Genomic DNA, 25,208 nt, shown 5'->3' with positions numbered 1-25,208 from the left:
CCGCAAACACTGGTAGTCGGAAGCGGTTCGAGGAGAAAACAATCGTGGGACAAGAGAGCTCGTTTCATAGAAAGTAGTCGTTAGTCATGAGCAAACAAGTAATGACTGCGGCCCACACCCCGCCGCAAGCTGAACCTCGCCAGGCCAGTACCACCAAATACGTTGTTGCTTCCCTGATTGGTAACTCACTTGAGTGGTATGACTTCTTCCTCTATGCGACTGCCTCGGCTGTGGTGTTCAACGTCCTCATGTTCCCTGCAGGTACAGACCCGCTAGTAGGTGCGCTTGGGGCATACGTTGGGCTAGCGGTTGGGTTTGTTGCTCGGCCGTTGGGCGGGGTAATTTTTGGGCATATCGGCGATAAAGTCTCGCGTAAAACCTCGCTCATCATCACGCTTGGGGTCATGGGGCTGGCCTCAACAGCGATGGGTCTGCTGCCAACGTATGCATCCATCGGTGCCGCAGCACCCATCATCTTGGTGTTGCTTCGTGTCGCGCAAGGGGTCGCTGCTGGCGGGGAATGGGGAGGCGCAGTACTCCTGATCAGTGAGAACTCTTCCCAGAAACGTAGAGGGATGCTCGCGGCTTTCAGCCAAAGCGGTGTGAGCCTCGGTTTCGTAACGTCGGCGCTAGCCTTTTATGCAGTCAAACAGCTACCTGAAGAACAATTTCTAACATGGGGCTGGCGCCTTCCGTTTTTGTTCAGCATCGTGCTGCTTTTCGTGGGCATCTATATTCGTAAGGGCCTTCCGGATGAAACTGTTGATGAGGCCGAGTCAGCGAGCAGTGATAACGAACGCATCCCGATGATCGAGGCTTTCCGGCGTTTCCCTGGCCAAATGCTCACCGCGATGGGCATGCGCATCGCCGAGAACGGCGGCTCCTATATCTTTATGACCTTCTCCGTTGTTTATGGCAAGCACGTTGGGGTAGATGACAGCTTGATCTTGCTGATTCTGGCGATCACTATGACGCTGTGTTTCTTCTCTTTCGTTTTCTTCGGCCATTTATCTGACGTGCTCGGCCGGCGTCGTGTCTACGCTTTCGGTGCGATAGGCATGATGATTGTTGCGGCTCCGTTCTTTTCTCTCTTGGAGACCGGTTCGATGCCGCTGATGTTGTTGGGGTTCGTTCTTGCTTTGGGTGTTTGCCACGGAGCAATGATTGGTACCCAGCCTTCACTCTTCCACGAACTGTTCCCGGCAGAGGTTCGGTATTCGGCGATCTCAATTGCACACGAAGTGGCTTCCGTTTTCGCCGGTGGCATTGCTCCGCTGATAGCGACAGCGCTGTTGCTCAAATTCGATTCCCCGCTACCTATCGTGATTTATCTGATCGGCATGTGCCTGATCACTCTGGTCTCGGTGGTTGCGTCCCGCAAGTATTCGGAAGAAACCTGAGGACAAACCGTCGGTGAACGGTGGATAACATCTAAGGGCGGCCAGACGATCAATCGTCTGGCCGCCCTGTTCTTGGCTAGAAACTAGCTACCTACCCTTCGATGTGGCGTTCGGCTGGGCCGTCGTATGCGGACAGCGGGCGGATCAATGCGTTGTTGGCGCGCTGCTCCATGATGTGTGCCGTCCAGCCCATGATGCGGGAGCACACGAAGATCGGGGTGAACATCGGGATGTCGAAACCCATGAGCCAATACGTTGGGCCCGCCGGGTAGTCGAGGTTCGGTTTGATGCCCTTCGCCTCATCCATCGACTTCTCCAACCCTCGATACAAGCCGAGCAGCTCGTGGCGGTCATAGTAATCCAGCATCCGGAACAACGCATCCTGCATGGTCGGTACACGCGAGTCGCCGTTCTTGTAGACACGGTGGCCAAAGCCCATGATTTTCTTTTTCTGAGCCAACGCATCATCCATCCAGGCCTTCGCACGGGCCTCCGCTGCCTCAGCCGACTCATCGGCCCTGATCCCGAGCTCCTCGAACGTGTGCATCACAGCCTCGTTCGCGCCGCCATGCAGCGGGCCCTTGAGCGCGCCGATCGCGCCACCCACAGCCGAATGCAGATCAGACAACGTGGACGTGATCACGCGCGCGGTGAACGTGGATGCGTTGAACGAATGCTCTGCATACAAGATCATCGAAACACGGAACGCATCCACAACCTCCTCCGCAGCTTCCTCACCGAAGGCCATCCACAGGAAGTTCTGCGAATAATCCAGGTCCTCACGCGGTTCCACAAGCTCAAGCCCGCGACGGCGGCGCTGGTCATAACAAACCACCGCAGGCATCAGAGCGAACAACTCCTGTGCCTTACGCAACTCAGCCTCAGGCGAGTTGTCCTCACCGTCTGGATGCGACGCGCCAATCACAGCGGCGGCGGCATGGCACACATCCATCGGGTGACACGTGGTCGGCAACTCATCAATCACGCGCTTGAGCTCCTTACTCAGCGCGCGGCCGGAACGCTCACGGCGAGTGAACTCCGCGAGCTGCTCCTCGCTCGGCAAGTCACCGTTCCACAGCAGTAGAGCGACTTGTTCAACGGAGCACTTCGCGGCCAGCTCCTGAACCGGGTAACCGCGGTAGAGAAGCGAGTTCGTTTCTGCGTTGACCTTGGAAATCGCGGTGGTGTCTGCGACAACGCCGGCAAGGCCCTTATAAATAGTTTGCTCAGTCATGACGCCTCCTTTAAGGCTTGGTTCGATGCCGTGAAAGCACCGATGCGGGGTCGGCTTTAGGTCAGCGGCTTGCCGGGGACTTCGAAATTGAACACGCCAGTGTCGAACTGGTTGTAGGCGTTGTAGTCAACAAGCTCGTACAACCGCGCGCGTGTAAGCATGTTGTCAACCTCTGATTCCTGGGTGCCTTGCGTACGAATCGCGCTGAGCACGCGTTCGATGGCGCCCATCGCTTGCCGCTGCAGCGTCACCGGATAGATGATCATGGACACGCCCGCGTCCTGAAGCTGCTGCTTGGTGAACAGCTGGGACTTACCGAATTCGGTCATGTTCGCAAGCACCGGAACATCAAGGTTGGAAGCCATCGCCTCGAACTCGGCGAGGTCCGCCATCGCTTCAGGAAAGATTGCGTCAGCGCCAGCATCAGCGAGCTTCTGAGCGCGTTCCAGGGCCGCGTCGAATCCGTCTACGCCGCGGATGTCGGTGCGTGCCATGATCACAAAGTTACTGTCCCGGCGGGCCTCGACTGCGGCACGGATCCGCTTGACCGCGGTCTCCTCGTCGACCACGCTTTTCCCATCGAGGTGACCACAACGCTTCGGGTTGAACTGATCCTCGATGTGGCAACCAGCCAAGCCTGCGTTCTCAAGCTCCTGGATGGTGCGGGCCACGTTCATCGGTTCACCGAAACCGGTGTCAGCATCAACCAGGCACGGCAGGTCCGTGGTTCGAGCGATCTGGCCTGCACGGGTCGCAACCTCAGTCAGGGTAGTGAGCCCAATATCCGGCAGCCCGAGCTCGTTAGCGAGCACCCCACCAGAAATATAGACGCCCTCGAAACCCTGCTCCTGGATGAGCTTGGTAGACAACGGGGTGAACGCGCCCGGGAACTGAGCCACCTCATCGGCCGCTAGCGCCTCACGGAACGCAACACGCTTTTCTTCGGCAGTGACGTTGGAATACAGCATTCTTAGAACACACCCTTCTGCGCTTCTTCAAGGTCAACGCTGGCCTCGATGTTGAGCTGATCCAGCTCGCCCACACCGAGTTCAGGCAAACGCTGAACCGCATCCAGGAAACGCTCGATCTCCTCCGGAGCGACCTTGCCTTCAGCCAGTGTGCGGAACTTGTTGATGTACTGCTCGCGAGCGAACGGACGAGCACCCAACGGATGAGCGTCAGCAACAGCGATCTCGTCAGCGATCACCGTGCCGTCCTTCAGGGTGATCTCAACCGAGCCGCCAAACGCCTTCTCCTCCAGATCCAGCGAGTGATAGCGGCGAGTCCATTCAGGGTCTTCTTCGGTGGTGACCTTGTGCCACAGCTCCACGGTGTCCGGGCGCTGAGCGCGCTCCGGTGCGTAGGAATCCACGTGATGCCACGCACCATCCTGCAACGCGACCGTGAAAATGTATGGGATCGAGTGGTCCAGGGTCTCCCGGGATGCCTTCGGATCGTACTTCTGCGGGTCATTCGCGCCCGAGCCGATCACGTAGTGGGTATGGTGCGAGGTCTTGATCAGAACCGACTCGACGTTAGCTGGGTCGGTGGCCTCAGGGTGTTCCTTGTTGAGCTTGCGCGCCAAATCGATCCACGCCTGCGCCTGGTATTCAGCGGAGTGTTCCTTGGTGTATGTGTCCAGTATGGCTCGCTTGGCTTCACCTGCCGCTGGAAGCGGGACGGTGTATTCGGCCTCCGGGCCGGAAAGTAGCCACGCGATCACGCCATCTTCGCCCTCATAGATCGGGACAGGGGAGGTCTGGCCGCGCATCGCACGATCCACCGCCTCAACCGCCATCTTGCCCGCGAACGCTGGCGCGTGGGCCTTCCATGTTGAAATCTCACCCTTACGGGACTGGCGGGTCTGCGTGGTGGTGTGCAGAGCCTGGCCGATCGCCTGGAAGATCGTCTCGGCATCCAAGCCGAGCAAAGTACCGATGCCGGCAGCGGATGCCGGGCCGACGTGGGCGATGTGGTCGATCTTGTGCTCGTGCAAGCAGATTCCCTTGACGAGGTTCACGTGGACCTCGTAGCCGGTCGCGATGCCGCGGATGAGGTCCTTACCGCTTGCCCCGGTGTGCTGGGCTACCGCGAGGATCGGCGGGATGTTGTCACCCGGGTGGGAATATTCGGCGGCGAGGAACGTGTCGTGGTAGTCGAGGTCACGCACGGCCACGCCGTTGGCCCACGCCGCCCAGTCAGGGGAGACGGCAGCGTTGTCCTCTGGCGCACCGAAGATGAGCGCGCCCTTGCCCGTGTAGCCACCGTCCGGGGTCACGCGGTGGGTGAGGGCCTGCCCGCGCGCCGAGACGATCGGGCCGCGGTTCAGCGACGCGATAGCTACGGAGGCGTTGTCGATGATCCGGTTGATGATCATCTCGGTGACCTCGTCATCGACCTCGACCGGGTCAGTTGCAACGAGCGCGAGCTTATAAGCCAGCTGCTCTTCGTGCGGCAGGTGCTCTGCCGATGGGTAGGTTCGTACCGTGTGGTTGACAGTCACGTTGTGCCTTCCTTCTGGGCGGTCGTGGCCGCGTGGTTGGGTTCTCAGTTCTACGTTCGATATTCAGTTCTGCTGCGTGGCTTACTCTGGATCGCGCCGCTTACGCTGAGGCGCGGTGCTTATGATGCTGCCCGGTGTTCACGATGCGGCGAGGTGCTTATGATGCTGCCCGGTGTTCACGATGCGGCGAGGTGCTTATGATGCTGCACTGAGGTGCCGTTTTTCTTCGGCTTGATGGGTTAGCTCTTTGGATGCCAGCGCGTTCTTGAGCGCATTGGATAGGTGGACGCGCGTGGTTGCGATCGCTAGTTGTGGTGAGCCGGACGCGATGGCCTCTGAGATGGCTCGGTGTTCGTTCGCGGCTGCGATGAGGCGATCGGGATTCGATGTGGATAGCCTGCGGACCCGGGCGAGCCGCAAGCGCACGCTTGCCTGGGCTTGAGTTAGATAAGGGTTGTCGGCCGCGTGGTCGATCGCGGCATCCAGCTGGTCGATGAGCTCGTAATAGCCCGGGTGGGCGGTGTGCTCAGCGCTGAGCTTTTGCGCGGTGTCAGCGAAGCTCTGCGCCAGCTCCGTGAACGTTGCAGCGCTAACACCCGCCGCCGTGTTCGCGCGTTGCGCGGCGTTGACGTGCTCTGCTGCGAGGGCAGCTGCTCGGGTGTCAAGCACGTCGCGTAGGTCATAGAGCTTGCGTACGTCATCTTCTGAGATGTGTGAGACGGCGAATCCGCGCCCGCCAGCGGGTTCCGCTAGGCCGTCTGCTACGAGGCGGGAGATCGCCTCGCGAACCGGTGTGCGGGATATACCGAGGCGCTCCGAGAGATCGACCTCGCCGAGGACTGCGCCTGGCCGTAGCCGCCATTGGGTGATGTCAGCGCGTAGTTTCCGGTAGGCGCGTTCGCTGGCTCGCATCGCGTCTCCCTTCCATTGAGAGTCCCGGTTCCAGTGAGTGTCCCGGCAGAGCGCTCCTGAGCGCCCCATGCTCGATTGTATACACAACTAAATGCTTGATGCGAGGAATCAAAGAAGTCTCCTGGATTTTCAGATTTATGTATACATAACTATTGATTTGCTTCACTCCGAGGGCTAGCGTGTGATTCACGCCACAGCCTGTGAGGTTGATCTTCGCGGGGTCTGTGACAACTGATCAGCAATCAGCAAACAGGCGAGTTGGGGAGAGGCATCATGACGGGAGAAAACTACCGCGAGGTATATGAACGCAGCATCAATGATCCGGAGGGCTTCTGGCTTGAGGCGGCCAGCGGCATCGACTGGGTCAGCCCACCGAATAAGGCGCTCGATGACTCGAACCCGCCGTTCTATAAGTGGTTTCCCGGCGCCGAACTGAACACGTGCTACAACGCCGTGGACCGTCACGTGGAGAATGGCCGCGGGGATCAGGCCGCGATCATTTATGACTCCGCGGTACTCGGCAAACAGGAGACGATCACGTACCAAGAGCTCCTTGAGCGTGTATCCGTGTTCGCAGGCGCTCTGCGCGACCAAGGTGTGGGCAAAGGAGATCGGGTCATGATCTACATGCCGATGGTCCCTGAGGCTTTGATCGCGATGTTGGCGACCGCTCGCCTCGGCGCCGTACACATCGGCGTCTTCGGCGGCTTTGCCGCCCGGGAGCTTGCCAGCCGCATCGACGACGGCACACCAAAGGTTGTGGTGACGACCTCCGGCGGTATTGAGCCTTCGCGCCGCATCGAATACATCCCGATCATCGAAGAGGGTATGAGCATCGCCGAGCACAAGCCGACTAGCGTGATTGTCTATGAACGCGACGGTTTCCATACCACTGTCGCGGAGGCTCGCGAGCGCGCCGCTGAGAGCAGGGGAGCGGCATGGATTTCATGGGACGATGCGGTAGCTGCCGCCCAGCCGGCTGACCCGGTCACCGTCAAGGCCACTGATCCGCTCTATATCCTCTACACCTCCGGAACCACGGGCAAACCGAAAGGTGTTGTGCGCGATAACGGCGGATACGCGGTAGCCGGTGTGTGGTCGATGAAGAACGTCTATAACATCAACCCTGGCGATGTTTCGTGGACCGCATCGGATGTTGGCTGGGTTGTGGGTCACACCTACATCGTGTACGCGCCGCTGCTTGCGGGCGCAACCACGATCGTCTACGAAGGCAAGCCGGTCGGAACCCCGGATGCCGGCGCTTTCTGGCGGGTTGTGTCTGAGCATAAAGCGAAGATCCTGTTCACCGCACCGACCGCGTTGCGCGCTATCCGGAAGATGGATCCGGACGGTGAGCTGAGTAAGAAATACGATCTCTCCTCGATGGAAACACTGTTCGCGGCAGGGGAGCGGCTGGACCCCGAAACCTATACGTGGGCCTCTGAACTGCTGAACGTCCCCGTGATCGATAACTGGTGGCAGACCGAAACCGGTTGGCCTATCTGCGCGAATCTGCGTGGGCTTGACCCAATGCCGGTCAAAGCCGGATCCCCAACCGTCCCGGTGCCCGGCTATAACGTGCAGGTGTTGGACCCGATCGGTGAACCGATGCCGGCAGGTCAGGAAGGCAACCTGGTGATCAAGCTACCGATGCCTCCAGGTACGTTGCAGACCTTGTGGGGTAACGATGAACGTTTCAGGTCCGCCTATCTGGACGCCTTCCCTGGCTTTTATGCGACCGGGGATTCGGGCATGGTCGATGAGGACGGCTACGTTTTCGTGATGGGCCGCACCGATGACGTCATCAACGTCTCTGGCCACCGGCTCTCCACCGGCCAAATGGAGCAGGTGGTAGCGGAGCATCCGGCGGTGGCTGAGTGCGCGGTGATTGGCGTTGCGGACCCGCTGAAAGGCCAGCGCCCTTCCGGTTATGTGATCCTCAAGCACGGCGTTGAGATCGATGAGCAGCAACTGCGCGAGGAGATAGTCGCCTTGGTGCGCAAGGAGATCGGCCCGGTGGCTGACTTCAAGCATGTTGCTGTGGTTGAGGCGCTTCCAAAGACTCGCTCGGGCAAGATTCTGCGCAAAACGATGCGGCAGATGGCCGACGGCGAAGACTACGTAGTGCCCTCCACCATCGAGGACGATTCGATCCTGGAGGCGCTTCATGAGGTGCTGACCCGCAAGAGCTAGGCAGGGGCAGAGGGTAGGGCCTCGCTGGGGCAGGCGCTAGGCTCAGCGGGGCAGAGAATGAGGGCCCGGAAGGGCGAAGGAAACGGCCTCGTGTGTCAACTGATGCGTTCAGTTGGCACACGAGGCCGTTTGACGTCGTGGCGCAGGTTTGCGAGAGGAGATGCGCTTAGACGTAGAGGTCTTTGTTGTCGCTGAGAGGAGCGCCCAGCTCAACAAAGAGGTTTCGGTTGAGTGCGAAGCCTAGGCGGGCTTCGTCAACGATTTCGGCCTGGTTCGCTTGTTGAGCGAAGTGATCCAGGTGGATTCGGTACGTGTCTTTGTAGATTTTCGGTTTATCGATGGTGGGGAACTTCCACATCGTGAGCAGTTCGCTCGGAATGTTGTAGTGGCGTGCCACGAGAGCGCCGATCGCTTGGCCGCCGGACAGATCGCCAAGGTAGCGCAGGTAGTGGTGTGCGATGAGCCGCTCAGGGGAGGCCATAGCGCCGACTTCGTGGATGCGCTGGGTGTAGAGCATCACGGCCGTGGTGAGGTCCGGCATCTGGATGCCGAGGTATTCGGTCAAGCCAGCTAGATCGTTGCGGATTGACTCGCTGCGTTCAAGTGCAGGGTCGAGCAATTGCCGGACACTGGACTCGCACCGCCATCTAGCGCAGGCCTTTTCAAGTGCCCTATAGAGCGGCTGATATTGAGCGAGCAGCCGCACGTAGTCCTCAGCAGAGAGCTTGCCTTCCATGAGGTTCTGGATGAACGAAGAGTGTTCCGCCGCGGTATGTTCAGCACGCGTTGCTGATTTCAGTTGTGCTGCGAAAGACGGTGCTTGGGTGGGTGGAGCAGTCATCGGTCTATCTTTCAGGAATCAGTGGCCTTGCGAATCAGTAGATCGCTTTTCTAAGGTCAACCTAACCATGCGATCTCGAGTTACGCAAGGGGTGTCTTGCGTTATTAGATAAATTAAGTTTAGGCTTGCCTGTGTTGCTTGACGGTGGCTGTGGGCACCACCCGAAATCACGACATCTCCGCATCTGCACCCGACGCCATTGGGGTGCCCATCAAGCAAGGATCGTAAAAGCTATGAAGCAGAAAACCACCCGTAAGCGAAGCGTGAGGAGGGTTCTGGGTACGATGCTGTCCTTCGCGCTGGCTGGCGCGATGGCATCGGTTCCAGTTGCCACTGCCCACGCGGACACCGGCTCTGCGGCAGAAACAAAGCCCACCATTACGGTGACACCTGCACCCGCTGAGGGCGGCGAAGTTACCGTTACCGGCAAGAACTTCTACCGAGGCGACGATAAGGGCGCCGCAACAGCAGGAATCTATCTGGGCTACGGCCCATCCGACGCCGCGGGCTTCTACCAAGGCGGGAGTCAGAATCCCGTATGGATCGCAGCTGGGAAGAAAGACGAAGACACCGCACGTGGACGCACCGCTCCGCTAAACGCTGACGGCTCGTTCACAGTCAAAGTCGACGTCCCCGCGCAGTCGCAGCAAAACCTCTCCTTCTTTACCTCCAAGGGCCACGGCAAGGGCATGAGGGACACTAGCCAGGACGCTAAAGCCCCCATTACCTACCTGGAAAAGGCCGAGCCTCAACCGGAGCGGCCTCAGCCTGAGAAGCCTGAACCTGAGCAGCCGGAGCCTCAGCCTGAGAAGCCAGCTCCACAGCCTCAGCCTGAGAAACCTCAGCCTCAGCCGAAACCTCAGCCAACGCCTGAACAGCCGAAGCCCGAACAACCGCAGCCAAAGCCAGCGCAGCCAAAGCCAGAGCAGACAAAGCCAAAGCCACGCGCGGCGAAGAAGCAAGCCGGCAAGGGCGGCCAGCTCGAGTGGGGCGTCAAAGAAAGCTTCCGTAAATACGTTGTGGGACGTATCGCTAAAGGTTCCGTCGTAACCGGTGGTGGTGCGGCACAGAAGCCAAACAACGGCACCTTCACCTTCCCCAACGGTAAGGGCGCATATAAGAATGGCAAGGGAACCGTGACCTTCGATGGCACTGTGACTTTCAAGGGACACGGCGGCCAGATGAACCTCACGATGTCTAAGTTCGCGGTCAACTTCACTTCCGGCACCACCGCACAGCTCATCATGACTGTCAAGGCGCCAAAGACCTCTGTCACGGAGGCTGTGGACTTGAAGAACGCGCGCGTTGCGAACCTCACGTTCCCCAAGAACGCCCTGAAGGTCAAGAACGGAAAACTCAGCCTTGCTAACGCTCGAGCGAAGTTGACCAAAGACGGCGCTGTAGCCATGGCTGGGTTCTACGAACCAGGAACCGAGATGGACTCGGTATCTATCAAGGCCGCATTGATCACGGGAAACAAGCCGGCACCTCTGCCTGCACCGCAGAAGCCAAAACCTGCGCCAAAGCCTGCGCCAGAAAAGACAAAGCCGGCACCTCTGCCTGCACCAGACAAGCCTAAGCCTGCGCCAGAGAAGCCGAAGCCGGGACCTAAACCAGCTCCGCAGAAGCCAAGCGTTGACGTGCAGACCCCAGGTTCACAGGGCCTGCAGGTGCAGGGCACCCAAACCCAGGGTGCTCAGGCCCAGGGGTCTGACACTCAAGGCTCTGGCGCTCAAGGTACTGACACTCAAGGCGCTGAGGCTGGCCAGGGTAAGAGCCCAGCAGCACCGATTTGCCGCATCGAGAAGACCCCTGGAACCCCGGGCGCTTCAACTCTTTCCTGGGGTGTTAAGAGTTCCTTCCGGAACTACGTCACCGGCGGTATCGCTAAGGGATCCATCTCTGCCGGCAACGGCGCGGCCCGCACCGCGAACGGGTTCACATGGGGCGCAGGTTCTGGAACTCTCACCTCCAACTCTGGAACCGTGTCCTTCCCCGGCAGCGTCCACTTCACCGGCCACAAGGGCATCCTCGACACCACCATCTCCGGGCTGCGCGTCAAGGTCACGGGACCTGGCAAGGGCCAGTTGATCGCAAACGTGAAGTCGCAGTCGATGGAAGGTAAAGACCTGTCCGGCAGCAACATCGTGTTCGCAACCCTCTCCTTCAGCGGCGATGCCTCCAAAGGCATCAAGAACGCGACGGTAACCCTCACTAAGGAAGGCGCGGCAGGGTTCGCGGGCTTCTACGATGCCGGCCTGGTGCTGGATCCACTCACCGTGACCGTGGGGTCTGCAGGCACGGTTGAAAAGGAGATCTGCACCGACCCAGTAACCGGTGAGGTTGTCTCCCCAGACGGAACCAACACACCGGGTGCAGGTAACGGCCCTGCAGGTGCAGGCTCCGCGTCCGGTGCTTCCGGCGGACAGCTTGCCGCTACCGGCTTCGGCAACGCCACCTTGGCGGGGACCGCAGGCATCCTGGCCCTCATCGGGCTGGTGCTCATGCGGGGCGTGCGCCGTAAAGACTCCGCTGCATAATCACGCCTCCTGGCGTAATTCTGCCCACTCATGCAGCGGAAACCGCGTGTGGTTGTAGCTCCTCCAACGGGCTACAACCACACGCCCTCCTTCATTTCTAACGTCCTCACTCCGACGTGCTCTTAACGTCGTGACAATGTAAAGCGATGGGATCATGACTCACAGCTCGCCCTTCGAGAAGACACCTTCCCGCACCACCCGTGTGGCCTTGTTCGGGGCAACGGGGCTAACACTTATCAGCTTGCTCGCAGGGTGCACGTCAGCGCCGTCCACAGCCGAATCGCCGAGCCCGCACGCAACAGCAACGGCGTCCAGCTCAGGTGAATCCAGCGGTAAAGATAGCAGCGCAAACGCGGCGGATGCACTGAAACTCACTGGCCCTGCCGAGGCACGCGACATCCCGGATATGAAACCGGTTCTATCCGGAGTGAAACCGGCGCTACCCACCACAGTGACCGATGCGCACGGTAAGGAAATCACGGTCACATCAGCCAAGAAAGTGCTTGCGTTGGATCTCAACGGAACCCTGACAGACACGATGGTCGGGCTGGGTTTGCACGACCGGCTGATCGGGCGCTCAAACTCCGATACGAGCGCGCTACTCAAAGACCTCCCCGTTGTCACCAAAGACGGTCACGACACCAACGTTGAGGCGATCCTGAACCTCAAACCGGACCTCATCATCACCACCGAAAACATCGGTGGGGCCGAGTCCTACCGCCAACTGGAAAACGCGGGAATCACAGTGGTGAGGCTCGAACCAGCCACCAGCATCGAGGGGATCCCGGACGGAATCCGCGCGGTAGGAAAAGTGTTCGGCGTGCCAGAAGCAGCAGAAAAACTCGCCAAAGAAACCAAGAAGAACCTCGATGAAGCGGCCGAATACGTCAAAGAACTGCGGTCTAAGACCCCGCGGGCACCGCGCGCCGCCGTGCTGTATGTGCGCGGAACTGGGGGAGTGTTCTTCATCCTCGGCAACGAACATGGCGCTTCCGACATCGTTGAGGCGCTCGGCCTGCAAGATACGGCACGGGAGAACAACATCGAAGGCGTGAAACCCGCTAACGCGGAAGCGCTTTTGAACCTCAACCCGGAGATTGTCTTCGCGATGAAACGCGGGATCGAATCCGCAGGTGGAATGGATGGTTTCCTCAAGCGCCCAGGTATGGCCGCAACAGTGGCGGGCAAGAATAAACGCATCATCACTGCGGCTGATGGCCAGCTTTTATCTTTCGGGCCACGCACACACGAGAACCTTAAAGCGCTCGCAGAAGCCGTATATCAGGACGGACAAGCCAAGAAATGACCCAGACCGTGGCGAGCAACCGTAGCGCGAGGGCACGCGCGGCTTGGCTCACCGGCATCGTACTGACCATTGCCGTGGTGTGTGTTCTGCTGATCTCGTCCGCGGCTGGCCAGTACGCGACAACACCCATAGAAGTCCTCAGTTCAATCAAGAGAGTCGCGTTCGATGGGGCCGAACCCACCGACAACCCGACCGACGCCGCGCTGTGGACGATCCGGTTCCCGAGAGCCCTGCTCGCAGCGGTCATCGGGGCGAGCCTCGCGTTAGCCGGCACCGTGATGCAAGGCATCTTCGCCAACCCGCTAGCTGAACCAAGCGTTGTAGGCGTCAGCGCCGGCGCGAGCGTCGGCGCGTGCCTCGCCATCGTCTTCGGATACACATCGACTGGCTCCTGGGTCCTGCCAGTCAGCGCATTCATCGGCGCGATGATCGCCACCGCATGCGTGTGGATGCTCGCCAAAGGCTCGGGTAAGGTCCTGGTACTCACGCTCGTGTTGACCGGTATCGCGATCAACGCAATCGGCGGGGCACTCACCAGCTTCCTGGTGTACCTGGGGGACACAAGCTCGCGCGAAGAAATCATCTTCTGGCAAATGGGATCCCTCGCCGCGGCCCGCTGGGAGCAAGTAGGCGTGTGCCTCGCCGTGCTCGCCGTGACAGCCCTATGCATCTGGCTCTATAGGAACAGGCTCGACGTTCTGGCACTCGGGGACGCCGCCGCCCACGGAACCGGAATCAACGTCGAACGGCTACGGTTCATCAGCGTGATCCTCGTCTGCATCCTGACCGGAACCGCGGTCGCGTTCTCCGGGATGATCGGATTCGTGGGGCTCGTCGTCCCCCACGCTCTACGGCTCATAGTGGGGCCCTCCCATAAATACCTCGTCCCGCTATCCCTCCTGGGTGGGGCAACCCTGCTTGGACTCGCCGACACCGCGGCCCGCACACTGATCCCGCTCAGCGACATCCCCGTCGGCGTCTTCACCGCACTCGTAGGCGGACCCGTCTTCATCGTCTTGCTGCGCGGAACCCTCAAAAAAGGAGGCATCAGGTCATGAACGCGCTCGAAGCCGAAGACCTGAACATCACCATCAACGGCGCAACGCTGCTCGACTCCGTAACAGTGTCTGTGCGGCAAGGAGCCGTGACCGGGATCATCGGCCCGAACGGAGCAGGGAAATCGACACTGCTGGCCGCGCTCGCCGGCTTCACCCACCCACGCCGAGGGGTAGTTCGGGTCAATGGGGTAGACATACACACGATCCCGCACCTGGAACTAGCCCAACAGCGTGCCGTCATGAACCAGAACTCGGATGTCGCCTTCCCTTACACGATCCGGGAAATAGTGGAGATGGGGCGCACCCCGTGGGGAACCAACCCAGCCAACAGCACAGCCGTTGAGCAAGCGATCGAGCTGACTGGGCTCAGCCACCTGCTCGATCGTGAAATCACGACCCTTTCGGGCGGGGAGCGCCAACGAACCGCGTTTGCGCGGGTCATCGCCCAGGCTTTCCCGATGTGCGCGGGCCGGGTCCTCTTGCTCGATGAACCCACCGCTGCGATGGACGTCGCCTACGCCGAACACACCCTGGCACTGACTCAAGAGTTCGCCGCCCAAGGTTCCGCAGTTGTGGTGGTGATCCACGACCTCGACGCCGCCGCATCCTACGCAGATGACCTCATCGTGCTCGACCAAGGCAGGGTCCGCGCCGCCGGAGCCACGGCGGAAGTCTGTGACGCGCGGCTGTTGAGCTCGGTCTACCGGACCTCACTCGAAGTGTTCGAAGCCGCCGGCCGCACACGCATCAGCCCCGTACGGCCCTGCCGGTTCCTGAAACCACGCGACACCCACAGTGTTAGCCACAACAGCGGCAGCGGCAACAACAGCGCCGGAATCACGGAAAGCTAAGCGCGAGGTGGGGCCTATTCGGCGAGCAGTTCGCGGATGTCGTCCGCGCTGAGCGCGGAACCGAATCCGTCGCCGCCGTCCATGACGGATGTGATGAGCTCGCGTTTGGCATCCTGCAGAGCCACGACCTTCTCTTCGATGGTTCCAGCAGAGACCATGCGGTACACCATGACGTTGCGGGTCTGTCCGATGCGGTGGGCACGGTCCACCGCCTGAGCCTCCGCGGCCGGGTTCCACCACGGATCCATGAGGAAGATGTAGTCAGCCTCCGTGAGGTTCAGCCCGAAACCGCCGGCCTTGAGCGAGATCAAGAACACCGGGGCCTCGCCGTCCTTGAACTCTTGGATTGCCTCTTCACGGTTGCGGGTAGCGCCATCCAGGTATGCGTAGTCGATCCCCGCCTCATCGAGTCGGGCACCAGCGCGTTTGAGGAAGGACGTGAACTGGGAGAACACCAGCGCACGGTGGCCTTCAGCCAGGAGCGAGTTCAGGTAGTCCAACAGAGTATCCAGCTTGGCTGAACCGACATCGGCGAACTCTTCCTCATCCACCAACGCGGGATCCAACGCCATGAGGCGCAACGTGGTGAGCGAGGTGAAGATCGTGAAACGGTTCCGGTTGATGTCCTCCACCAGATGCAGAACCTTCTGCCGCTCACGCTGCAGCCGCGTGTCATAGATCCGGCGGTGCTCATCCGAAAGGTCGATCGCCAGAACCTGCTCTTGCTTGCTCGGCAGGTCCGTCATCACTTCAGTCTTGGTGCGCCGCAGCATGAACGGACGCACCCTGCGGCGCAACCGCTCCAACGGCTCAACAGCACCCATCCGTTCGATGGGACGGCCAAACACTTCAGCGAACTTACTCGAGGACGGGAACAACCCAGGGGAAGTGATCGCCAGCAGCGCCCACAACTCCATAAGGTTGTTCTCAAGCGGAGTACCCGTGATCGCGAACTTCACACGAGCCTTCAACTCACGCGCCGTCTGGTGTGCCTTCGTGGATTTATTCTTCACGAACTGCGCCTCATCCAGGATCAGCGCCGCCCATTCCACGTCGTGATAAACATCCGAATCCAGACGGAACAGCGTATAGGAGGTCACCACCACATCGTTGTGCGCGGCGACCTCAGCCAGCGACTGAGCCGCTTTCGCCTGCGTATCCCGCACCCCGGCAACCCTCACGCCCGGGGCGAACCGGCGCAACTCAGCCAGCCAGTTAGGAACCACCGAGGTCGGCGCGACCACCAAAACCGGGCCGGCGCCGCCCATCAAGGCGGTGTGCGCGCTAGCATCCGATGCGGCGGCTGAGGCTGTGTCTGCAGCGTCCGATGCGGCAGGCAGGTCGGGTGCGCTCTGCTCCTCGCGCGTCCATGCTTCGCGCATGTGGACTAACAAGGTGATGATCTGCAGTGTTTTACCCAGGCCCATGTCATCAGCCAGGATCCCGCCGAGACCCTGCCGCCACAGCGAAGCGAGCCAACGGAAACCATCCACCTGATACGGGCGCAACGTGGCATCGACAGTGTCAGGGACCGGGGTTTCACTCGCTTTCTCCGAACCCGTCGCTAGACCGGAGATGGCCGCATACCAGGAATCCGGGCCGGACACCTCAGTCGCTAAACCGGCCAGCTCGTCCCACAGGTTCACTTGATAGCGGGTGATCCGCAACGGGTCTTTCGGGTTCTCTTTCAGCATGTTCGCTTCCTCGATGAGGCTGCGAAGCTGGTGGAAGAGCGGCTGATCAAGCGAGACGTAGGTCTTATCCGACATCAGCATGCGCTTCTGCCCGGCGGAGAGCGCCCGCAGAATATCGGCATAAGGGATCCGGCGGTCACCCACCGTGATCATCAAACCTAGATCAAACCAGTCGTTCTTATCCGACTCAACCGTGGTCACCGTGAGCTCGGGGGCCTCGGTAAGTTCCTTATAGACAGGACGCCTACCCACATCGAGCACCCGCACGTGCGGGGTCCGTTCCAAAGCAGGCAGGCCGCGGCGGACGAAGTCTACGGTGGCAAGCCCCTCGAGCGTATGCGAAACCAGGCCGCCGTTACTGCGATGGGGCTCGAGCTCATCCCAGCCGTGATTGACCAAAACCTTCAGCGCCGCGGAACGCAACTGCCCCTCAGCCTGCACATCGCGGGCGTAATCATCGAGTCCAGCGGCACCGTAATCGATCTCCGAATCGACGACCACCACATCGTCCGGTTGATACGTCGCAACAACAACCAACGACGGGGGAGTGATCTGCGGCAACGAAACCGAACCATCACGGGACACAAAAGAAACGCGGCGACCCAAACGCTGATACAGGCCCGAGAAGAACTGCCGCTGTTCACCAGCGGGGACCGTGATGGTCGACGGGCGGCGCACCAAGAAACGAGTCTCCGGCTCCAACGTGTGCTCCACCGGGGCGATCTCTATGGTGTGGCCATCCTCAGCCAACGCCCACACACCATGCCGACCCACACTGCCCGCCACGACGTCCTCACCTAGCGCGATAGTACGGGAGCCGATGTCCATCGTCGGAGTTAGCTCGAGACCCTCATCGCTGCGCTGCGCATCGAAATACACGCGGCCGGCATCAACCAGCTCGATACCGGAGATTTCACTGGAACCCACGAGTTCGATCCCCAGCTCGTGAGCCTCCTCAAGCAAGGAAAACACCAAGCCGGAGGCGAAATCATCGAAAATGAGCCAGTCGTTATCCTCGCCGAAATACAGCTCCCCATTAGCCCTATACAGAGGAACCAACTGACAGAACCACCGGTGCTGCTCCGGATCCAACGGCAAACCATAGGTCTTGAAAGAAATCGTGTTCCACCGCAAAGCAGAACGAATCCAACGGCCCTGCGGGTTACGGATCACAGGGCGGATCGCCAACGTGAACCGGCTACGCACACCACGCGCACCCACAGCCTTCGGGTTCTGCCCCGCGCCATACTGGCGCCTCGAGGCATCCCGGGAATCACGCAACTCAAACTGCAAACCCAGCGGCTGAATATCCTCAGGTTTCTGACCGTCACGGCCAGCACGCCCGCTCTCCACAATCCGGTACAGAGCCTGCTCCCACTCGGCGTCAACAGGCTGCAGAGCCTCCTCCGCCTCCCGCTCATCCTTCGCCTTCATATGGCGGGCATTCGAATCGATCAACACAGCGGCAGCATGCTTACAACCCGGCTCCTCGTCCGCGCTGCAGGTCATCTCACCAATCAAGAACCCAGACTGATCCGCAACCAACGTGACATGCGCGCGAGCCTCAACATCGTCATCGACCACTGTGCCAGTCAGCACCAACGCATCCGAATCCCACGAAAGCTCAGACAACTTACCCGCATCAACCAGCATTTTCCCGCGGGTAAAAGAGCCACCACCGACCTTCTTCAGGACCTCACGGGCATCAACCAAAGGAAACTTCGCAGAACTCATCACCGCATAGTTTCTCATCCTGAGGCAGGTGTCATGAAATCGGGGACGTCATGCCGAGGGGTTCTGCACCGCGTGTGGCGGGTTCTATAAGGCGACGGTGCCGAAAGCCAGACCCAGCCCGTAGGTCACAGCTGCGGCGCCCAGGCCGATGAACAGTTGCCGGAACCCACGCGATACCGGGGGAGAACCGGAGATCAGCCCCACAAAGCCCCCCGTGATGAGCAGAGCAGCGCTGACAAGCACGGTAGCCACGAGCACGGCGCCGAGGCCGGATATACCGAAGATGTAAGGGAGGATCGGGATGATCGCACCGATCGAAAACATCACGAAGGACGATGTCGCCGCACCCCACGCGCTGCCGTGCCCGTCGAGCTCCTCATCACCTGGCAGGGAACGCTCCTCATGCGGCAACGGCAGAGACGTAGACGGGTCGCAGTCGCAATCGAAGCGGCCCATGCGTTCAGCGGCGCGATGCTCAGCAGCGGCCTGGGACATTCCTCGTGCCAGATACACCAGCACAAGCTCGTTCTCGTCAATATCTAGGTGTGGGGCGGCATGCAAGGTTGCGTGCGTTGGCCGGGAGGCATCCAAAAGTTCCCGCTGGGAACGAATCGAAACGAACTCGCCAGCACCCATCGACAACGCGCCCGCGAGCAGGCCCGCGATACCCGTAAACATCACGATCGACGGCGCAACACCGGTCGCGCCGATACCTAACACGAGCGCGAAGTTAGACACCAAACCATCGTTAGCACCGAACACCGCGGCACGGAAATTACCCGAAAGCCGCATCCGGCCCTCTGTGGCGAGCCCGCGCACAACCTCCTCATGCACCAACTCGTCCGCGGCCATCTTGTCTGGAACATCCGAATCCTTCGCATACGGGTTATTGCCCTCGGCACGCTGGACCAACGCCAAAACGAAAATCGAACCGAAATGCGTAGCCAAAAAACGCAGAAGCGACCGCTGGACCGAAGGCCGCGACGGCTTAGCGTGCTCACCTAAAAGCTCACGCCAATGATCAGCGTGACGCTCCTCAGCTGCGGCGAGCCCCTTCAGAATGCGGGCATCCTCCGGGGACTTCACTTTCGCGGCGAGCGCCTCATAGATCGCGCCCTCCGTCAACTCATCAGCCAAATAGCGGCGCCAACGGCGGATCTGTGCGGGTGTTGGCTCCGGTCGTTGGGAATCCGGGCGCTGGGCTGGAGAGTTATCGTTGGGGTTTTGGGTGGGGGAGGGGCGGGCAGGCGAAGACGATGAGGTACTCACGGGCACCAGTTTAGAAAAACTTTCGACGCCGGTGCCGGGCAAAAAGTTATGCCACCTTTAATTCTCCGGAAGTTTCCGTTAGTCGTTTGGAAGCGTCCGGGCGATCATCTGGTTGAGGATCTTCCGCGCGGTCGGAACGCTCGCGCCGTTCGCATGCACCAGGAACATCGGCGCATCCAGAACACTGCCGCCGGAACCGGAGTCCGTGTCGCTGGCGCGTCGGGAACTGGAGTCCGCGTCGCTGGTAGAGGCAGCGCCGGAACAGGCGCTTGTGCCAGGGCCTGCGCCGCGGCTGAGCAGGGCAACGGGAGCTGAGGAAGGCCCCGGAATACCAGCGCGGCGGCCACCATAAAGCCACGTGGCCCCCGAACCCACTGCGATCAAAGCCGCGGCAGCGATATCCCACGGTTTCACGGCCGGGCCGAGCACTGCATCATGCACCCCCGAGGCCAGTCTGCACACATCCACCGTGGTGCACACATGTCGGCGCACCGTCGCGAAGGCCTGCACAAGGTCAGAAAACTCGCGTGCCGCATCGGGCGAGACCTCGAGGGCTTCAGGATGCGGGTGATCCGTGACCAGCGCGCATAACGATTCAGCACCGCGGCCAGAAGACGCGCATGGAACCCAAGCGTCCGCGCCGCCTGCAGAGTCAAAGGTGCGCTGCTGAAAGTCACGTTGCTGAGAGACCACGACCCCGTCCGCGCCGATCCACGCGCGCCACATACGCTCCAATGCAGGCGCGCGCACAACCCCGGCCACCGGGACACCATCCACGACCGCGGCAACCGAAATCCCAAAATCCGGGAGGCCGTGAACAAAATTACTCGTCCCGTCGATCGGGTCAATAACCCAGCACACCACTCCTGCGGCGGGAACGCCGGCCTTGTCGACATCGGCGCCGGCCCCGCTGTCGGTACCCGGTCCGCCCTCACCAGCGCCATCCTCGCCAACGCCATCCTCACCAGCGCCTTCTTCGCCGAGGAACACGGCCTGCGGGGTCCGCTCGCGCAGGAACTCAACCAGCCGGGCTTCAGTCACGATGTCCGTTTGAGTCACCACATCGTGCGCCGAAGACTTCTGCTGCGCACTCACACCGGCACGCCACGCAGCCTCAACATCCGCCGCCACAGCCGCAACCGCATCCACCGCGATATCCCGCAAACGCTCAGGCTCTCCGACCCCGAGCCGCGCGACCACCGCCTCAGCTCCAGGCCACACGCGACCCTTTACCGCATCGAGCCCCTCCAGCGCATCAAAGTCATCCGAACTCATAACTTCAGCCTAACCAAGAACACACAAACCAAATGCCAGCCGCCGCCACCTGAAACCACTGCCGTGTGAGGGACGCCGCACCCTCCGTGACCGTGCCACATGAGAAACTAGTTGCGTGATGAAAGACGGTAAAAAACAGCACACCAAACGAGCCCATAAAGAGTTCGCTCTCGCGCTTGAAGACCGTTGGCAAGACTTCCGCCTCAAAATGTCCCAACGCCGTGGAGACAAAGTCGCCGTCGTCCCATACCGCGGCTACGGCCGCAGCGGAGAAAACGGGTGGGTGCGCGTATTCGCACGAGTTGTCATGGCGAAACCCGGGTCACGGCTTGAAGACCTCCACCTGCCCGCAGTCGTTGAAGAAGGCGTGCGTGGATGGCGTCACTTCATCTCACCCACCGTCGCGGAATACCCCGTCACAATCCGCATCAACGGCGCAACCTATGACGTGTACTCAGACCGCGGCGGCGTGATCGACGAACGCCTCGCCGTGAACCTCGAACCCGGCTGGCACCACGTAGAATTCATCGTCGATGACTCCGAACCCGTCAGCGGGCACGTGTTCATGGTCAACGAGAAACAAAAACACGGGATCATCTGCGACGTGGACGACACCGTTGTAGTCACGATGCTCCCGCGCCCACTACTCGCGGCATGGAACTCCTTCGTCATCGACGAACACGCACGCGTACCAACCCCAGGCATGGCAGTGTTCCTCGACCGCTTCGCCACCGCACACCCCGGCGCACCCACGCTCTACCTCTCCACGGGCGCGTGGAACACAAACCGGGCACTCAGCCGCTTCATGGCCCGCAACCTATTCCCCGACGGCCCGCTACTGCTCACCGACTGGGGGCCAGTCGAAGGCCGCTGGTTCCGCTCCGGCATCCAACACAAAGTAGACAACCTACGCCGCCTCGCCAGAGAATTCCCCGACATCTCCTGGCTACTGGTCGGCGACGACGGCCAAAAAGACCCCAACATTTACGCCGAATTCGCCCGCCGCTACCCAGACAACGTGTCCGCGATCGTGATCCGCCAACTCACCCCATCGGAAGCCGCGCTCGCCGGCGGGCGTAACGCCGCCATCATGAACACGACCCCGGGTGTCCCGTGGGTCTATGAACCCGATGGTGGGCGCATCGCCGCCCGGCTGGCCGCCTTGGGCCTCATGCCAGAAGCCCCCGACGCGCTCCATCCGGACCACTAGCCCCGGCGCCAGAACAGGTGCTGAAACCAGCGCGAAGCCCGCGCTGAAATCAGCGCCGAAATCGGCGCCAGATCTTGCGTCGAAACAAGCCCCCAAGCAGGAAGGACAGCCACGTGAGCCGCCAAACCGTCTCTGTGCCACTACGGTGGGCAGACATGGACGCCTACGGGCACATCAACAACGCCAACCAGATCCGCCTCATGGAAGAAGCCCGCGTCGCCGGCTTCGGCGTCCCCGGCGGAACCGGCTCACCAGTAGGCCGCGAAGGCAAAAACGACCTGTTCGAAAACGTCGGCGAGGGCATCATGATCCTCGTCGTCGAACACACCATCCGCTACCTAGCGCAACTTCCATACCGCGACGTACCCGCCGCCGTGGACATCTGGATCTCCGACATCAAACCCGCAACCTTCACCGTCAACTACGAAATCCGCGACGGCCACGACGGAACCCTCTGCTCACGCGCCAAAACTCTCATGGCGCTCGCCGAGGGCGAGACGGGGCGCCTCATGAGAATCCCGGCCGAGATCCGCGAAGCCATGCAGGCATTCACAGACGAGAGCCGGGACAACGAATAAGCCGCGCCCAACACACCGTCAATTCGATGCGCTTAACGCACGGTGTGTTCCGCACGCTTAACGCACAGTTCCTTCGGCGCGCTTAACGCACGACGGTCGCGCCGGCCTCCTCGAGGGAGGCCAGTGCCGCTTCCGCCGCGTCAGCGTCCACGTAAGCGGTGTGCTGGTTGAGCACGGTGACGGTGAAACCGTTGGCTAGGGCGTCGCGCGCAGAGGCCAGAACGCAGTGGTCGGTTGCGATCCCTACAACATCAAGCTTGGTGATGTCCTCCTCTTTGAGGATCTCGGCGAGGCCGCTGCCGTCATCGGATACACCCTCGAAAGCCGAGTAGGCGGGGCTTCCCATGCCTTTACGGACCTCAAGCTCGATGCGCGAGGCATCAAGATTCGGGTGATATGCCGCGCCCTCGGTGTTGGCTACACAGTGGACTGGCCACGTGGTGGTCCAGTTCGGTTCCTCACCAGCTGGAGCGAAATGGCCGCCATTATCGCCTTCCGGTGAATGCCAATCCCGTGATGCCGCGATCAGATGATAGTCGTGGCCCGGAGCTGTCAGCGAGTTGATGGACGCCGCAACCGCGGCTCCGCCATCACACCCCAAGGCACCACCTTCAGCGAAGTCGTTCTGCACATCCACAATCAGTAGCGCGCGGCCATTCGCGGCGCCCTCGCGGCTCTGGCCAGCAACGTTGTCAGCTACCATCGTTTTCCTTCTTTCCGGTAAAAGGACGCCCAGTGAAGGGACGTCTCCTAGGCGGGAACCCAGTTCGCGCCTTACTTAGCTGAGAGTGCCGCGACCTTTTTCTGGGCTGCTTTGTGGGCGCGGGCGGCCTTGCGTTCCTCACGCTTGGCCGCCACTTTCGCTTCGCTGCGCTTGGAGCCGCCGAAGAGCAACGCGCTGAGACCGGATGCCGCGGTCACGATCGCCACGGCCTCCTCTGCACCCACCTTCTTGGCGAGTGGATGCGAGTAGCCGAACGCGCCAAGATAGATCCCCAGTAACACAAGCGCGCGTGGCCAGCCGACCTTCTTGACCCAAATGAAGGTAGCGAAGATGCCGCAGACCGCCAACACGGCGCCGCCAAGCGGACGGTTCTTGGTGCGGCGGGCAACCTCGAAGCCGCCCACGAGTCCGGTAGTCGTCAAGAGTGGAGTAGTCAGATTAGCCATAAGGCTCTCCTTATGTGTGGAAAAGCGTCGAGAAGACAAGCCGGGGCGGTGCCGTTCTGCACCGCCGCCTGGCGTTAGTTGGAATCGTCCTTACCGGAGGTTTCTTCCGGTTCCGGCGGGGTGTGGGAAGCCTGGCGGATCATGCTCAACACGGCAACCACGCCACCGAAGCCCGCGAGTGCTTTCAGACGCCTCTTCTTACGTTTAGGGTCCATCGGCTCAGGACCAATCGGGTTGGTCATCAAACGCAACTTACGGCCTTCGAACACGTCCTTGGCGTAGGCCTTTTCCTTCTTCTTGATCCCAGAAACCGAGCGAGGCGGAAGCAAGACCTGTTCCTCAGCGATCAGGCCCGCGGTGAGCTGGCGTGCACGCTGAGCCTCAACATCGACCTCCGCACCCAAGACCAGTACGCAGTTGATGATCCAGATCCACATCAGACCAGCGATAGCACCACCGATGGAGCCGTAGGTCTTGTTGTAGTTAGCGAAGTTGGAGAGGTACCACGCGAAACCGGCGGTCGCCAACGCCATCGTGACCAGCGCGAACGTGGCACCTAGGGTGACCCAACGGATCTGCGGGCGGCGCACGTTCGGGGTGAAGTTATACAGCAGGCCGATCATGACGATCGCAACCAGGATAAGAACCGGCCATTTCAGGATGTTCCATGCGGTCACGGCCTCAGCGCCTAGACCGATCCAGCTGCCGATCATGGACGCGAAGTCACCGGAGACCAGCAGCAACAGGATGCAGATCACCGAACCGAACAGCAACGCGAGGGTGATGAGGTACATCTGGATGCGCAAGAACATTGGGGCGCGGCCCTCTTCAACGCCGTAGACGGTGTTGATCGAGCGGGAGAACGCGTTGACGTAGTTCGAGGACGTCCACACGGCACCGAGGACACCGATGACGAAGAACAACCCAGCGCCGCCGCCTTCAGTCAGGCTCGTGATGGGTTCTTCGAGGACTTTCGCCATCTCCGGGGAGCCGACGTCCTGAACGGTGTCGAGTAGCAGTTTGGTGGTCTCTTCGCCCTGGCCGAACAAGCCCAGCGTGGAGACGAGGGCGAGCAGTGCCGGGAACATCGCGAACACTGTCCTGTAGGTCAGGGAAGCGGCCATGTCCATGCCGCCGTCGCGTGTGAACTCGCGTAGTGCTCTACCGAAAATGTATTTCCATCCGGCTGCCGGAATTGGTCCGGCTTTGTCCATGCGTTCCTCGATCGCTTCTTTCGCGTCGGGGTCTGCCGTGATGCTTCTCTCCACGGTGGGGGCCTTCCTGATGGATGTTATTCATCTAGAGCCTAACCATCTCACAGATCGGATGCCACACTTTGGAGTTTTTGGGGCTCAAGGGTGGGCGATTTCGCCGCGCCTGCGTGTGGTGTGGGTTCTAAGATGGCACGATCGGTGGTGAAGCATGCGGCGTGGCCGTGGA

General features: G+C 60.7%; 19 protein-coding genes. 8 read left to right on the top strand and 11 right to left on the bottom strand.

Going from position 1 to position 25,208, the window contains the following annotated elements; all coding sequences use genetic code 11:
• Nucleotides 1-86 precede the first annotated feature (86 nt).
• Complete coding sequence (locus MHJ63_RS04030) at nucleotides 87-1,400, top strand: MFS transporter (protein WP_239446225.1); 1,314 nt, start codon at nucleotides 87-89, stop codon at nucleotides 1,398-1,400.
• A gap of 91 nt (nucleotides 1,401-1,491) precedes the next feature.
• On the opposite strand, the gene MHJ63_RS04025 is transcribed toward MHJ63_RS04030, so the two are convergent.
• From MHJ63_RS04025 to MHJ63_RS04010, 4 genes are all read right to left on the bottom strand, one after another.
• Nucleotides 1,492-2,634, bottom strand: coding sequence for a bifunctional 2-methylcitrate synthase/citrate synthase (locus MHJ63_RS04025; RefSeq protein WP_239446224.1), 1,143 nt, complete (start codon nucleotides 2,632-2,634; stop codon nucleotides 1,492-1,494).
• Nucleotides 2,635-2,690: 56 nt separating this feature from the next.
• Entirely contained in the window at nucleotides 2,691-3,602 is a 912-nt protein-coding gene (gene prpB, locus MHJ63_RS04020; protein ID WP_239446223.1) for a methylisocitrate lyase, read from the bottom strand.
• Nucleotides 3,603-3,604: 2 nt separating this feature from the next.
• On the bottom strand, nucleotides 3,605-5,137 hold the full coding sequence (locus tag MHJ63_RS04015) for an MmgE/PrpD family protein (RefSeq protein WP_239446222.1): 1,533 nt from the start codon (nucleotides 5,135-5,137) through the stop codon (nucleotides 3,605-3,607).
• Nucleotides 5,138-5,332: 195 nt separating this feature from the next.
• On the bottom strand, nucleotides 5,333-6,049 hold the full coding sequence (locus MHJ63_RS04010) for a GntR family transcriptional regulator (protein WP_035754882.1): 717 nt from the start codon (nucleotides 6,047-6,049) through the stop codon (nucleotides 5,333-5,335).
• 273 nt (nucleotides 6,050-6,322) lie between these two features.
• Between MHJ63_RS04010 and MHJ63_RS04005 the strand changes: the two genes are divergently transcribed.
• Nucleotides 6,323-8,242, top strand: coding sequence for a propionyl-CoA synthetase (locus MHJ63_RS04005; RefSeq protein WP_239446220.1), 1,920 nt, complete (start codon nucleotides 6,323-6,325; stop codon nucleotides 8,240-8,242).
• Nucleotides 8,243-8,408: 166 nt separating this feature from the next.
• On the opposite strand, the gene MHJ63_RS04000 is transcribed toward MHJ63_RS04005, so the two are convergent.
• Nucleotides 8,409-9,083, bottom strand: coding sequence for a biliverdin-producing heme oxygenase (locus MHJ63_RS04000; RefSeq protein ID WP_070490076.1), 675 nt, complete (start codon nucleotides 9,081-9,083; stop codon nucleotides 8,409-8,411).
• Nucleotides 9,084-9,316: 233 nt separating this feature from the next.
• Here MHJ63_RS04000 and MHJ63_RS03995 point away from each other — a divergent pair, with 233 nt between their 5' ends.
• From MHJ63_RS03995 to MHJ63_RS03980, 4 genes are all read left to right on the top strand, one after another.
• Nucleotides 9,317-11,623, top strand: a complete 2,307-nt coding sequence (locus MHJ63_RS03995; RefSeq protein ID WP_239446219.1) for an HtaA domain-containing protein — start codon at nucleotides 9,317-9,319, stop codon at nucleotides 11,621-11,623.
• Nucleotides 11,624-11,777: 154 nt separating this feature from the next.
• Nucleotides 11,778-12,929, top strand: coding sequence for a heme/hemin ABC transporter substrate-binding protein (locus MHJ63_RS03990; RefSeq protein WP_070507663.1), 1,152 nt, complete (start codon nucleotides 11,778-11,780; stop codon nucleotides 12,927-12,929).
• Nucleotides 12,926-13,987: a FecCD family ABC transporter permease gene (locus MHJ63_RS03985; RefSeq protein ID WP_070490068.1), complete on the top strand. Its 1,062-nt coding sequence runs from the start codon at nucleotides 12,926-12,928 to the stop codon at nucleotides 13,985-13,987. Before MHJ63_RS03990 ends, MHJ63_RS03985 begins: the two co-directional genes overlap by 4 nt.
• Nucleotides 13,984-14,838 (top strand): heme ABC transporter ATP-binding protein, encoded by an 855-nt coding sequence (locus tag MHJ63_RS03980; protein WP_070490066.1) that lies wholly within the window; start codon nucleotides 13,984-13,986, stop codon nucleotides 14,836-14,838. The genes MHJ63_RS03985 and MHJ63_RS03980 overlap by 4 nt, the downstream gene beginning before the upstream one ends.
• A 14-nt stretch (nucleotides 14,839-14,852) precedes the next feature.
• On the opposite strand, the gene MHJ63_RS03975 is transcribed toward MHJ63_RS03980, so the two are convergent.
• The 3 genes from MHJ63_RS03975 to MHJ63_RS03965 form a co-directional block, all read right to left on the bottom strand.
• Nucleotides 14,853-18,266, bottom strand: coding sequence for a DEAD/DEAH box helicase (locus MHJ63_RS03975; RefSeq protein ID WP_239446218.1), 3,414 nt, complete (start codon nucleotides 18,264-18,266; stop codon nucleotides 14,853-14,855).
• A gap of 84 nt (nucleotides 18,267-18,350) precedes the next feature.
• On the bottom strand, nucleotides 18,351-19,535 hold the full coding sequence (locus MHJ63_RS03970) for a VIT1/CCC1 transporter family protein (protein ID WP_420876131.1): 1,185 nt from the start codon (nucleotides 19,533-19,535) through the stop codon (nucleotides 18,351-18,353).
• Nucleotides 19,536-19,613: 78 nt separating this feature from the next.
• A complete protein-coding gene (locus tag MHJ63_RS03965) occupies nucleotides 19,614-20,810 on the bottom strand; it encodes an inositol monophosphatase family protein (RefSeq protein ID WP_239446217.1) in 1,197 nt (398 codons plus the stop codon).
• A 118-nt stretch (nucleotides 20,811-20,928) separates the two neighbouring features.
• Here MHJ63_RS03965 and MHJ63_RS03960 point away from each other — a divergent pair, with 118 nt between their 5' ends.
• Nucleotides 20,929-22,020, top strand: a complete 1,092-nt coding sequence (locus MHJ63_RS03960; RefSeq protein WP_035754892.1) for an App1 family protein — start codon at nucleotides 20,929-20,931, stop codon at nucleotides 22,018-22,020.
• A gap of 113 nt (nucleotides 22,021-22,133) precedes the next feature.
• The gene (locus MHJ63_RS03955; RefSeq protein ID WP_239446216.1) at nucleotides 22,134-22,598 is read left to right on the top strand and encodes an acyl-CoA thioesterase; all 465 of its coding nucleotides are present in this window, start codon (nucleotides 22,134-22,136) and stop codon (nucleotides 22,596-22,598) included.
• Between the two features lie 82 nt (nucleotides 22,599-22,680).
• Here MHJ63_RS03955 and MHJ63_RS03950 read toward each other — a convergent pair whose 3' ends face one another.
• The 3 genes from MHJ63_RS03950 to MHJ63_RS03940 form a co-directional block, all read right to left on the bottom strand.
• Nucleotides 22,681-23,301, bottom strand: a complete 621-nt coding sequence (locus tag MHJ63_RS03950) for an isochorismatase family protein (protein WP_070490060.1) — start codon at nucleotides 23,299-23,301, stop codon at nucleotides 22,681-22,683.
• Nucleotides 23,302-23,372: 71 nt separating this feature from the next.
• A complete protein-coding gene (locus MHJ63_RS03945; RefSeq protein ID WP_070490058.1) occupies nucleotides 23,373-23,768 on the bottom strand; it encodes a hypothetical protein in 396 nt (131 codons plus the stop codon).
• Between the two features lie 74 nt (nucleotides 23,769-23,842).
• Nucleotides 23,843-25,036, bottom strand: a complete 1,194-nt coding sequence (locus MHJ63_RS03940; protein ID WP_070490056.1) for a YihY/virulence factor BrkB family protein — start codon at nucleotides 25,034-25,036, stop codon at nucleotides 23,843-23,845.
• Nucleotides 25,037-25,208: the final 172 nt, after the last annotated feature.

The organism is Pseudoglutamicibacter albus (assembly GCF_022346425.1).
Classification (GTDB): domain Bacteria; phylum Actinomycetota; class Actinomycetes; order Actinomycetales; family Micrococcaceae; genus Pseudoglutamicibacter; species Pseudoglutamicibacter albus.
The sequence above is the reverse complement of the archived record's forward strand: the minus strand, read 5'-3'. Positions and strand labels throughout refer to the sequence as shown.

Coding starts and splice junctions, on each gene's coding strand:
- MHJ63_RS04030 (WP_239446225.1), top strand. CDS start 87: ATGAGCAAACAAGTAATGACTGCGGCCCACACCCCGCCGCAAGCTGAA.
- MHJ63_RS04025 (WP_239446224.1), bottom strand. CDS start 2,634: ATGACTGAGCAAACTATTTATAAGGGCCTTGCCGGCGTTGTCGCAGAC.
- prpB (WP_239446223.1), bottom strand. CDS start 3,602: ATGCTGTATTCCAACGTCACTGCCGAAGAAAAGCGTGTTGCGTTCCGT.
- MHJ63_RS04010 (WP_035754882.1), bottom strand. CDS start 6,049: ATGCGAGCCAGCGAACGCGCCTACCGGAAACTACGCGCTGACATCACC.
- MHJ63_RS04005 (WP_239446220.1), top strand. CDS start 6,323: ATGACGGGAGAAAACTACCGCGAGGTATATGAACGCAGCATCAATGAT.
- MHJ63_RS04000 (WP_070490076.1), bottom strand. CDS start 9,083: ATGACTGCTCCACCCACCCAAGCACCGTCTTTCGCAGCACAACTGAAA.
- MHJ63_RS03995 (WP_239446219.1), top strand. CDS start 9,317: ATGAAGCAGAAAACCACCCGTAAGCGAAGCGTGAGGAGGGTTCTGGGT.
- MHJ63_RS03990 (WP_070507663.1), top strand. CDS start 11,778: ATGACTCACAGCTCGCCCTTCGAGAAGACACCTTCCCGCACCACCCGT.
- MHJ63_RS03985 (WP_070490068.1), top strand. CDS start 12,926: ATGACCCAGACCGTGGCGAGCAACCGTAGCGCGAGGGCACGCGCGGCT.
- MHJ63_RS03980 (WP_070490066.1), top strand. CDS start 13,984: ATGAACGCGCTCGAAGCCGAAGACCTGAACATCACCATCAACGGCGCA.
- MHJ63_RS03975 (WP_239446218.1), bottom strand. CDS start 18,266: ATGAGTTCTGCGAAGTTTCCTTTGGTTGATGCCCGTGAGGTCCTGAAG.
- MHJ63_RS03965 (WP_239446217.1), bottom strand. CDS start 20,810: ATGAGTTCGGATGACTTTGATGCGCTGGAGGGGCTCGATGCGGTAAAG.
- MHJ63_RS03960 (WP_035754892.1), top strand. CDS start 20,929: ATGAAAGACGGTAAAAAACAGCACACCAAACGAGCCCATAAAGAGTTC.
- MHJ63_RS03950 (WP_070490060.1), bottom strand. CDS start 23,301: ATGGTAGCTGACAACGTTGCTGGCCAGAGCCGCGAGGGCGCCGCGAAT.
- MHJ63_RS03945 (WP_070490058.1), bottom strand. CDS start 23,768: ATGGCTAATCTGACTACTCCACTCTTGACGACTACCGGACTCGTGGGC.